At 40.8% G+C, this 12,393-nt stretch carries 8 protein-coding genes; all 8 read left to right on the plus strand.

Annotated features, from left to right (window positions below):
- The first annotated feature begins 15 nt into the window (after positions 1–15).
- Positions 16–3,399 (plus strand): family 43 glycosylhydrolase, encoded by a 3,384-nt coding sequence (locus P2W73_RS01385; RefSeq protein WP_276500181.1) that lies wholly within the window; start codon positions 16–18, stop codon positions 3,397–3,399.
- Positions 3,400–3,437: 38 nt separating this feature from the next.
- On the plus strand, positions 3,438–6,008 hold the full coding sequence (locus P2W73_RS01390) for an alpha-L-arabinofuranosidase family protein (protein ID WP_276500182.1): 2,571 nt from the start codon (positions 3,438–3,440) through the stop codon (positions 6,006–6,008).
- A 73-nt stretch (positions 6,009–6,081) separates the two neighbouring features.
- Positions 6,082–7,176: a serine hydrolase domain-containing protein gene (locus tag P2W73_RS01395; RefSeq protein WP_276500183.1), complete on the plus strand. Its 1,095-nt coding sequence runs from the start codon at positions 6,082–6,084 to the stop codon at positions 7,174–7,176.
- Positions 7,176–7,742, plus strand: a complete 567-nt coding sequence (locus P2W73_RS01400; RefSeq protein WP_276500184.1) for a beta-L-arabinofuranosidase domain-containing protein — start codon at positions 7,176–7,178, stop codon at positions 7,740–7,742. The genes P2W73_RS01395 and P2W73_RS01400 overlap by 1 nt, the downstream gene beginning before the upstream one ends.
- Positions 7,726–7,863 (plus strand): DUF4986 domain-containing protein, encoded by a 138-nt coding sequence (locus tag P2W73_RS01405; protein ID WP_276500185.1) that lies wholly within the window; start codon positions 7,726–7,728, stop codon positions 7,861–7,863. The genes P2W73_RS01400 and P2W73_RS01405 overlap by 17 nt, the downstream gene beginning before the upstream one ends.
- A gap of 202 nt (positions 7,864–8,065) precedes the next feature.
- A complete protein-coding gene (locus P2W73_RS01410) occupies positions 8,066–10,258 on the plus strand; it encodes a heparinase II/III domain-containing protein (RefSeq protein ID WP_500691727.1) in 2,193 nt (730 codons plus the stop codon).
- 59 nt (positions 10,259–10,317) lie between these two features.
- Positions 10,318–11,952 carry a glycoside hydrolase family 43 protein gene (locus tag P2W73_RS01415; protein ID WP_276500187.1) on the plus strand — a complete coding sequence of 545 codons (1,635 nt, stop codon included), beginning with the start codon at positions 10,318–10,320 and terminating at the stop codon, positions 11,950–11,952.
- Positions 11,953–11,956: 4 nt separating this feature from the next.
- Positions 11,957–12,388, plus strand: a complete 432-nt coding sequence (locus P2W73_RS01420; RefSeq protein WP_276500188.1) for a nuclear transport factor 2 family protein — start codon at positions 11,957–11,959, stop codon at positions 12,386–12,388.
- The last annotated feature ends 5 nt before the right edge of the window (positions 12,389–12,393 follow it).

Here is a 12,393-nt window from a genome sequence, read left to right on the forward strand (position 1 = left end):
TCCTTCGAAAAAAGAATGAATAATCAAATTAAAAGGGAAGTGAAAAAAGTATTGTGTTTTACGTTGCTCGTCCTGGTATCTTTTTTAAGTCAGGCGCAGGAATATCCGAAAGCTATTTTGCAAGGCGATTATCCTGATCCATCGATTATACGTGACGGTGAGGATTATTACATGACACATTCTCCGTTTTATTATGCTCCCGGTTTTTTGATCTGGCATTCGAAAGATCTTATGAACTGGGAACCTGTTTGCCGTGCGATCGCGGAGTATAAGGGTTCTGCAATGGCGCCGGATCTGGTGAAGTACAAAGGAAAGTATTACATCTACTATCCGGCCGACAACACGAATTGGGTGGTTTGGGCTGATAATATAAAAGGGCCTTGGAGCAAACCCATTGATCTGAAAGTTTCAGGCATTGATCCCGGGCATGTGGCTGATGAAAAAGGCAACCGCTACCTATATGTGAACGAAGGTGAAATGATTCAACTAACCGAAGATGGTTTAGCCACCATCGACAAAAAGAAAAAAGTATATGACGGTTGGGTGTATCCTAAGAGCTGGGTAACAGAATGCATGTGCCTTGAATCGCCAAAGCTGAATTATCATAATGGTTATTATTACATGACTTCTGCAGAAGGCGGTACTGCTGGTCCTGCAACAAGTCACATGGTTGTTTCAGCACGTTCAAAAAGCATTTTCGGTCCATGGGAAAATTCTCCTTACAATCCAATTGTGCATACTTATAGTGCGGATGATAACTGGTGGTCGAAAGGACACGGTACCTTGATTGACGATGTGAATGGAAACTGGTGGATGGTATATCATGCTTATGCAAATGGCTATCATACATTGGGAAGACAAACTTTGATCGAACCAATTGAGTGGACAAGTGACGGATGGTTTCGGACCAAAGCCACAAACCCTCCTGTAAAGTCTTCAACTACTATTAAACATGGACTTGAACTTTCCGACGATTTTAAAAGTGATACGTTAGGCATTCAATGGACCTATTGGAAAGAATATGCACCACAGTCTCTTGCATTCAAACAGCAAAGTCTTTTTGTTGAAGCAAAAGGAACAACTCCTGCTGATGGTCGTATTCTGCTCACCACTGTTACTGATAAAAATTATGAAACACAAGTTGAAGTAACTGCAGGCAAAGGAAATATTGCCGGCTTAATCCTGTATTACAATGAGAAGGCTTATGCAGGATTGATTTCTGACGGAAGTTGGTTTACAGTTTATAAAAACGCAAATGACTCATTGAAAGTTCCCAATAAAATAGGGAAGCATTTCTATGTAAAAATTCAGAACCGTGGAAACAATGTTCTGATTAAAGTTAGCAAGGACGGTAATACATGGACTTCGTTGATAGAAGATCTGGATGTTTCAAGTTTGCATCATAACAACTATAAAGGATTTTATGCATTACGTATTGGCTTGCTTTCGGCAGGAAAAGGAACAGCATGTTTTAATCAATTCCGTTATAAAAATACTGTGCCGCAGGAAAAAGATATGAATGCTTACCTGATGGTTTTTCATAGGGATGAAACGCATGGATTATATATGGCATTGAGTCCGGATGGCTATAAATTTACTGCATTGAATAATGGAAATCCTGTGATTGCCGGTGATACCATTGCAATGCAAAAGGGTATTCGTGATCCGCATATTTTCAGGGGACCTGATGGTGGCTTTTATTTAGCAATGACCGATCTGCATGTTTTTGCAAAAAGAGATGGTCTTAGGGACACAGAATGGGAGCGTGATGGAAAACAATATGGTTGGGGAAATAATCGTGGATTGGTGCTGATGAAATCATGGGATCTTATCAATTGGAAAAGAACCAATATCCGCTTTGATACATTGTCAGCAGCATTTAGTGAAATAGGATGTGCCTGGGCGCCCGAAACAATTTACGATGAGAAGAAGGGAAAGTTGATGATTTACTTTACCATGCGTTTCAAAAATGAAGCGAACAAACTTTATTATGTATATGTAAATGATGCTTTCGATAAAATTGAAACGATGCCACAGTTATTGTTTCAATATCCTGATCCGAAAGTCTCTGCTATTGATGCTGATATAACAAGGGTTGGTGATAAATATCGGATGTTTTATGTTTCACATGATGGGCAGGCAGGAATCAAACAGGCTGTATCTGATAAGATCAATGGTGACTACCAGTTTGATGCCCGTTGGTATGATCCGGAAAAAGTATCCTGTGAGGCTCCCCATGTATGGAAGCGTATAGGTGAAAAAAAATGGGTATTGATGTATGATATATACGGCCTGTCGCCACACAATTTTGGCTTCAGCGAAACAAGTGATTTTGTAAACTTTACTGATCTCGGCCATTTCAATGAAGGTGTGATGAAAACCACCAATTTCACGTCGCCTAAACATGCAGCCATCGTTCAACTTACCAAAGAAGAAGCTGAAAAATTGGCCAGGCATTGGGGACTTTCTTATGATTCGTTAACCGAACCAAATAAAAATAATCCGGTATTAAAAGGAAGTTATGCTGATCCGGAAATTCTTTATGCTGAAAAAACGAAGAAGTATTATATCTACCCAACAAGCGATGGTTTTACTAATTGGAGCGGTACTTATTTCAAAACTTTTTCTTCCAGTGATCTGAAGAACTGGAAAGATGAAGGCGTGATACTTGATTTAAAAAAGGATGTGTCTTGGACGCAGCGTAATGCATGGGCACCAAGCATCATTGAAAAAAAAGATAAGGCCGGGAATTACAAATACTATTATTATTTCACAGCAGGTCAAAAAATTGGAGTTGCTGTTGCCGATAATCCAACAGGACCTTTTAAAGATTTAGGAAAACCTTTGATTGACAAATTGCCTGAAGGAATAAAGCGTGGTCAGAATATAGATCCTGATGTATTTACAGATCCTAAAACGGGAAAAACTTATTTGTATTGGGGAAATGCTTTTATGGCTGTTTGTGAATTGAATAATGACATGCTGTCGATTAAACCAAACACTACAAAGGTTCTTATTTCAAATGATCAATATTACAGCGAGGGCACACATGTTTTTTACCGCAATGGATTTTATTATTTCATGTGGTCGAAAAACGATACCCGTAGTCCCGATTACCAGGTACGTTATTTGAAATCTGCTTCTCCGGTTGACCCGATCGATCCATCAAAAGGAGAAATTATTCTTAGCAAGGATGCGAGCAAAGGAATTTTTGCTACCGGCCATCATTCTGTGTTGCAGGTTCCCGGCAAAGACGAATGGTATATTGTTTACCATCGCTTTAAACGCCCCGGCGGTATTTATATGGGACCAGAAGCAGGTTACAACCGGGAAGTATGCATCGACAAAATGGAGTTTAACGAGGATGGCAGCATCCTTAAAGTTGTTCCAACATTTTAAGACATGTGTGTAATAGTTTATTAATAATGGTTTGAGTAATGCGAAAAAATAATAGAAGGATACTTTTTTTGATGCTGTTTTTGGTAGTTGGAATCAATCAAACAGTTTTAGCAAACGAACCTGATTCCGTTTACCTGTTTTCTTACGCCACCCTTAAAGATAAAGGACGTAGTGGTTTGCATTTTGCGTGGAGTGCTGATGGAAAAAAATGGAACATGGTTGGCAATGAATACGGCTATGTAAGAAGTGACTATGCAAACTTGAAACAAATGAACAGCCCTTACCTGTTTCAGGATGCTTCCGGGGAGTGGCAATGTATCTGGAGCCACAATGAAACACTCAACCAGTTTGCTCATACTTCTTCAGCCAACCTGGTGAATTGGGGAAGACAGAGTTATCCTTACCTGCAACAAAACTTAAGCTTTCAACAGCCTGTTGTACGTTATGATAAAAGCAACCGGCAGTACACAATTTCATTTATCTCCGGCAACCAGTACTATAAAATCAGCACAAAGGATTTTAAAGTATTTGATTCAGCCGTAGCCATTCCTGCTTCCGAATATAAAGATGACCGGATAACAGTTAACCTGCCTGCAGGCCCAACAACCGGCAATGTTTGCAAAGTTGCATGGCAGGTTATTGCCCGGCTTACCGAATCATGGGAATTGAAGCAGTTCAAAAATAAACAGGCAGCAGAATCCTTCAAAGATGACAGTACCAGGTTTGCAGCATTAAAACAACTAACGGCAACCATTAGCCTGAAACCCGAAAACCGCACAGCCATATCCAATCTGCTGATAGGAGTTTTCTTTGAGGATATCAATTATTCAGCCGATGGGGGCCTGTATGCGGAGCTTTTGCAGAACCGGGATTTTGAATACATGCCCGCCGAAAAATTTTATCGTGATACAACCTGGAATACAAAACACTCCTGGACAACGGAAGGAAAGAACATAAGCTTTGTGATTGACAGTGTAGCACCTCTTCATCCCAATAACCCGCACTATGCTGTGCTGCGGGTAACTCAAACCGGCGGCGCTTTCATCAACAGCGGTTATGATGGCATTCCGTTAAAAAAAGGCGATGCGTATGATTTTTCGCTGTTCGCAAAAAATACCAATAAAATAAAGAAAACAATACTGGTAAAACTTGTATCTGAAGAAGGAAAAATAATTGCCCAAACAAAAGTGAATATTGACGACACGAATTGGAAAAAATATGCGGCTCAATTCATAGCAACAGAAAATATAAATAATGCAAGACTGGAACTGCACACACAGTTTGCAGGAAATATTATGCTGGACATGATTTCACTTTTCCCTCAAAAAACATTTAAGGGTAGAAAAAATGGTTTGCGTGCAGATCTGGCAGAAACTGTTGCTGCCATACGCCCCCGGTTCATCCGCTTTCCGGGTGGCTGTGTAACGCATGGCGATGGACTTGAAAATATTTACCGTTGGAAAAACACCATCGGTCCCATTGAAACAAGGAAGCCACAACCCAATATCTGGCGTTATCATCAAAGCGTTGGTTTGGGATACTTTGAATATTTCCAGTATTGTGAGGATATAGGAGCAGAGCCACTGCCTGTAATTGCTGCCGGCGTTTCATGCCAAAACTCTGGCGTGGGTATAAATGGAGGCGGTCAACAAGGCGGCATACCGATGAAAGAAATGGATGAATATGTGCAGGATATTCTTGATTTGGTTGAATGGGCTAACGGACCTGTTAATTCTAAATGGGGAAAGCTAAGAGCAGCAGCAGGCCATCCGGCTCCGTTCAATCTTAAATATATCGGTATCGGCAACGAAGACCAGATCACAGATGTTTTTGAAGAACGTTTTACCATGATCAACAAAGCACTTCAGCAAAAACATCCTGAAATAATTATAATCGGAACTTCCGGCCCTTTTCATAACGGAACTGATTACGAGCAGGGATGGACATTAGCCAGCAAGCTGAATGTTCCAATGGTAGATGAGCATTATTACGAAAGCCCGGGCTGGTTTATCAATAATCAAAATTATTACGATCGTTACGATCGTAATAAACCGAAGGTATATCTTGGAGAGTATGCTTCACGTGGCAATACCTTGTACAATGCCCTTGCCGAAGCTCTGTATTTGATCAATGTGGAACGCAATGGCGATGTAGTGCAAATGACTTCTTATGCACCATTGCTTGCAAAAGAAAAACATACTCAATGGAGTCCTGACCTGATTTATTTCAACAACACAGAAGTAAAACCAACAGTGAACTATGAAGTGCAAAAATTATTCGGCAACAATGCGGGAAATGAATATTTGCCGGTAAACATTAAACTTTCAACTAACGATGAAGCTGTGAGTAAGCGCTTTGCTATTTCAGTTGTGCGCAATACCGCCAACGGAAGCTTGATTATAAAAATAGTTAACCTGTTACCAATTGCTACATCGGTGAACCTGGATTTGAACAATTTGGGTGTAGGAAATAAAATGGAGAAATCAGTTTTGCAAGGTCGGCCGGAAGATAAGTTGGTGCCTGTTGTCGTTACCGCTGTTTCGGCACAATCTGAGCTCAAAGAAATATTGCCGCCTTATTCATTTACGGTGTTGAGGATTTATAAATAGCGGATAGGAATATAAAGCGAAATGAATTCAATATTGGTTACTTCAAATAAAGGTAACTGAACAGCTTAAAAGAATGAAAAAAAAATTCATAACAGTGTTGCTTGTTTTTTTACTGCATTGGCCTTTCTGCGATTCATTTGCCCAGGAGAAAAATAGCAAAAGGCAGGAATATGATTTTTCTTTTTTAAGCAATAAAATACTAGGCTGGGTTGATAGCGGTTATTACAATGGCGCTTCTATTCTTATTGCAAAAGATAACAAAGTCATTTATAAAAATTATTTCGGGAGTTACAAACCTGAAACAGTTGTATTCATTGCATCAGCCGGTAAATGGCTGGCTGCTGCAACAATAGCAGCAATTGTTGATGAAGGAAAACTTTCATGGTATGATAAAGTAAAAAAATGGTTACCTGAATTTACTGATGCAAAGGGCGAAGCTACATTGGCGCAACTATTATCTCATACCGCAGGTTATCCTGACTATCAGCCGGATGATCAACCAATAGATATTTATCAAAACTTAAAAGAATCTGTTGCGCAAATTGTCAATCTTCCTGCTGATACATTACCCGGAACAAAATTCAAATACGGAGGATTAAGTATGCAGGTAGCAGGAAGAATGGCTGAACTGGCAACAGGTAAAGACTGGGAAACATTGTTTCAGCAAAAGATTGCCATTCCTCTTAGTATGTATTCCACTCATTTTACTCCTGTTGATTCCAGTGGGGGACATGCTCCAATGCTGGGCGGGGGCGCCAGGACAACTTTGCAGGATTACACCAATTTTCTTGCTATGATTTTTAATAATGGCGTTTATAAAGGAAAAAGAATTTTATCAGTAAATGCTATCAGAGCCATGCAGGCGGATCATGTGCTAAATGCAAAAGTGAACACAGGCGAGTTTGTTGAAAATGTGAGAGGCAGTTTGCGAAAAGATATTTATGGGTTGGGTGAATGGAGAGAGGAAGTAAATGAAAAGGGAGAAGCAACGCTCATCAGCAGTCCTTCATGGGCGGGAGCTTATCCGTGGATTGATAAGAAAAATAACGTGTATGGATTTTTCATGACACATATTGTACAAACTAAGAACGGGTTCAATTCGTTTTTATCAAGTCCTGTTCTTGCTATAATGGCGCGGAATATTTTAAAGACAAAACAAATTAAGTGATGAGGAAAATTTTTACTGCGTGTTTATTTCTGCATGCCTGTATTGTTCATGCACAGTCACATTACCCCGGTCAGCATGCCGGCAAATTTGAATTGGAAGATAAACTGAAGCTTGCGGTTTACAGTTTCGATTTGCAGGATGTGAAGCTGCCTGATAGCCGGTTTACAAAAAATAGGGAAAGAGAAGTGCAATGGTTGATGAGTATTGATGTAAACAGGCTGTTGCACAGCTTTCGTACCAGTGCAGGGGTGTACAGCGGGCAGGAAGGCGGTTATATGACCGTAAAAAAAATAGCAGGATGGGAGTCGTTGGATTGTGAGATCCGCGGGCATACAACCGGGCATATTCTTTCTGGCCTGGCCTTATTATATTCATCTACTCATGATGAAAAGTTTAAAACAAAAGCCGATAGTCTTGTAAAAGGATTAGCTGAAGTACAGCAGGCATTAAACCAGGGAGGTTACCCCGGAGCTTTTCCTGAAGAACTCATTAACCGGAATATTGCGGGCACAAGAGTCTTCAGGCATCACCAGCGAATTAAAACTGAATATGAACAAATTGCTTGAATATGTAAAACCTGTTGCCGGAAAGTCATTGACATTTAAAACAGTTAAAGAAGGAATAACGCTGAAACCATTGTATGATACGCACCGGGAGCGTTATGTGGTATATTGGGATATAAGATAAGTATGCATAAAGAAATAACTATAATACATAAATCGTATTCTGAATGTGGTATAAAAAGATAACTTTCGTTTTTACACTAATGCTCATATGCAGCTGTGCATTTTCACAGGAAGGGATCGGTAAGGTAAAGGCTCACCCTTACCTTTTCTATACGGCCGGGAATATTAAAGCAGTAAAGGAAAATCTAAGGAAAGATACCGTTATGGAAAAAGCCTGGCGTGAAATGCTTGCTAATGCAGATGCGGCAGCAACCGCAGGAAAGGGCGGCAGCATGGAAGAACTGAGTTTTGCCTATCGCATGACAGGTGATAAAAAATATGCACTTCAGGCAAAAACATTGTTGCAGGATCTTTTGAAGCGAGGCGCATGGGATGGATTGGATGACCGCAGCCCGAGATGGAACTCAGCATTGGGTACAGCCCGTTACAATGGTATGAGTGCTATCACGTTTGATGCCATTTATGATATACTCACACCAGGCGAAAAAAAACAGATGGCCGAGCGTATTGTAACATTGGGTATAGAGCCATCTCTAAACGACTGGATTTCGGCTGATAAAAGATTACACACTTTAAATTCGATGGGACACAACTGGTGGAGTTCAATTGTCTACCAGGCGGGGATAGCTTCACTTGCCATCATGAACGAAGTACCGAAGGCTAAAAAATGGGCTGAGGATGTGATGCAATCTGCGGACGAGTGGTTTGCTTTTTCAGGAAGTGTTTTAGAAAATAAGCCTTCCAGCTTTGATCCGGCAGGTGGTTTTTATGAAAGCATCAGTTATGCCAACTTTGGTTTTTCTGAATATCTTTTCTTCAGAGTGGCGTGGACAAATGCGGTATCAAAAATTTTGAAGCCTTATGATCCGTTGTTGGAGAAAACACTGGATTGGTTTATCCAAATGTCTTATCCTGCATCCGGCAAACTTCAATCTGTCAATTTTGGCGATACCAATCCTTATGCCAATGGCGACAGACCGGTGAAGCTGATGATGGCTTTGGGTTTTACTAAAAAGAGATACGAATGGTATTTGAGCAAAACCAAACGGGATCGCATAAAAGAAGATCTTGGCATCCACACACCGTTGGGTTTGTTGTACAGTCCGGTTATCAGCTCGTCAGAGCCTGCTCCTGATTTACCAACTTCTGCCATTTATGAAAATATGGGTTGGGCTTCTATGCGCTCTTCATGGAAGGAAAATGCAAGTATGCTTGCCATTAAATCGGGTTATACGTGGAACCATGCCCATGCAGATGCAGGTTCGTTTATACTTTATCACAATGGCAAAAATTTATTGATCGATGGTGGTAATGTCAACTACGGCAACCCGTTGTATAGCAGTTATTCTGTTCGCAGTGATGCACACAACGTTATCTTGTTCAATGGTAAGGCGCAGGATCCGCAGGATCAGTACCATGCTGTTAAAAATACAGGCCATTTATATAACCTGATGGACGCAGGCAATTTTAAATATATTCTTGCCGATGCTACAGGACCTACATCCCATTATTTTTTACGCAACTACCGAAACGTGGTTTGGGTGGGTAATGTGATATTGATTTTGGATGATGTGAAAACCTATGATCAGGGAAAGTTTGAATGGTTATTGCATACCGCTGTTGATGCCAGGAAGAAAGGGATCGACCTGGATATAACAGATGGTAACGCATCTGTTTTGGTAAGACCGTTATTTCCTGAAACCTTACCAAATGGATATCCACATGATTTTCCTGAAAAAATGCGATTGGAAGAAAAGCAGGGTGTAAAAGATCATGAACCCAACACAAAGGTTACCTACTATTCCATTTCCCCTGCAGAAGAATTGAAGCAAACAAAATTTATTACCGCTATTATTTTACTGGATGATAAGAATAAGCCAATTGAGGGGCCCTCATTGTCGGGCATGGCCAGTGCGAAGGAAATGAGAACTGCTTTGCCCGGGATTGAAAAACTGGAAGGTAATAATTATATCGGTGTGCGAATTACAGATAATGGTATAACAACCGATGTGTACTTCAACCTGATGGCCGATGGCAGGATCATGCACCGGAACAGCCACAATGAAATCAATGGATGGGAAACAGATGCTTACTTATTAGGTGTGACTTACAAAGAAGGAACCAACCCTTTAGCAGTTGAGAATATCAACAGTTGGTTTGTTGCCAATGGAAGTTATATCCGAAAGAAAGATGAGGTGATCCTGCATTCACTTTCAAAAGTATTTCTGCACGCAAACCTGGACGATGAAACGCCACGGATTTTATTACAGGGACAACCATTGATTCGTGCAGAACTTTCTGTCAATAAGAAAGCTGCAAACGTGAAGCTGAACGGCCAGGCGATAAAGGCAGTGTATTCGGATAAGAAAATGTTGCAGTTAAAGACCGGCGGGTAACCCGCATTACATTATTTTTTCTTGAAAGACAAACGTCTTACACTAAATTCTTTTATTGTATGAAGTATAATGAGAAGCTGTTCGCTGTGATAGTAAGTTTAATTTTTTTAACGCATGTTTCCGCCCAAACAGACTATATGTCGCAGGTATGGGTGGCCGACAATGGCGACGGCACTTATAAAAACCCGGTACTGTATGCTGATTACTCCGATCCTGATGTGATACGTGTGGGTAATGATTATTACATGACGGCTTCCAGTTTTAATTGCACTCCCGGTTTGCCAATCCTTCACTCAAAAGATTTAGTAAACTGGCGACTGATTAACTATGCATTAAAGAAACAAATTCCTGAAGAAGTATTTAATGCGCCTCAACACGGTAAGGGTGTATGGGCTCCTTCGATGAATTATCGCAACGGAGAATTTTATATCTACTATCCCGATCCGGATTTTGGTATTTATATGATCAAAACCAAAGATCCTGCAAAAGAATGGAGCCAGCCTGTTTTGGTGTTAGCAGGCAAAGGCATTATTGATCCCTCTTCGTTTTGGGATGATGATGGACAAGCGTATTTAGCTGTTGCCTGGGCAGGTAGCAGGGCAGGCGTCAACAGTTTGCTTACCGTTTTTAAAATGAATAAAGAAGGAACCAAAGTAATTGATGATGGTAAACATGTATATGACGGGCATGACCAGGACCACACCGTAGAAGGACCTAAGTTTTTTAAACGCAATGGCTATTATTATTTACTGCCACCTGCAGGCGGAGTTGCTACAGGCTGGCAACTGGCATTGCGCTCCAGGAATATCTATGGGCCGTATGAACGGAAAGTAGTAATGGACCAGGGCAATACTGCTATCAACGGCCCGCACCAGGGGGCGTTGGTTCAAACGCAGACAGGCGAATATTGGTTTTATCATTTCCAGGATAAGGGTGTATATGGAAGAATTTTGCATCTGCAGCCGGTTCAATGGAAAAGCGACTGGCCCGTGATTGGCGTGGATAAGGATGGGGATGGAAAAGGAGAACCAGTTTTAGTGTTCAGGAAACCGAATGTTGGAAAGGTATACCCGGTAACAACACCTGCAGAAAGCGACGAGTTTACTACTGATACGTTGGGCTTGCAGTGGCAATGGCATGCCAATCCTAAGATTCAATGGTCGGCCCTGATAAGGAATTCAGGATATCTCAGGCTCTTTGCTTATCCCTCTGATTCGTCAAAAAATTTGTGGGCCGTTCCCAGCCTGCTGTTGCAAAAATTTCCTGCGCCGGATTTTACCGCTACAACAAAACTTGAATGGAATATTGAATGGGATGTATGGCAGAAAAAGAAAGCGGGTTTGCTGGTAATGGGTAACGATTATGCTTATCTGTCCATTTCAAAAAATGAGAACGGCTATCTTGTATCACAGGTAATATGTAAAGATGCTTTATCGGGAAATGAAGAAAATACAGTTGAGCAAAAGCCATTGAAAGATTCAACGGTTTATTTGCGGGTCACTGTGTCATCACCTGATGCGCAATGCACATTCAGTTACAGTGAAGATGGGATTAACTACAAAGCCATTGGAAAATCTTTCACAGCTAAACCTGATAAATGGATTGGCGCTAAAGTGGGATTGTTTTGTACAGGCGTACCGGGAATAAGAAATGGTGGTTATGCAGATGTGGATTGGTTCAGAATAACAAAATAAAAATATGAAGAAGGCATTGACACTAATGGTTGCCGGTTTATTTACTGCCGGAATAAGCTTTGCGCAAAGCAAAAAAATAAAACAGGTAGCAAAAGATGTAAATGATCTTAAAGAAGCGATGATTTCTGCTGACTCAGCAAAGCTTGCTGCCATTGTTTCGGATGATCTTAGTTATGGACATTCCGGCGGAAAAATAGAAGACAAATCTGCTTTTATCCGGGCATTTGTAAATGGTAGTTCTGATTTTGTTACGATTGATATAACTGAGCAAAAAATACGGGTTTATCAAAACACCGCAGTAGTGACGCATATACTGAATGCCACAACGAATGACAACGGAAAACCTGGTACGGTAAAGTTGTCAATACTTACAGTATGGAATAAACAAAATAGCCACTGGAAAATGGTTGCACGCCAGGCAGTACGGCCGCAGTAGAAATT

The sequence above is a fragment of the Terrimonas pollutisoli genome, from assembly GCF_029360765.1.
GTDB lineage: Bacteria > Bacteroidota > Bacteroidia > Chitinophagales > Chitinophagaceae > Terrimonas_B > Terrimonas_B pollutisoli.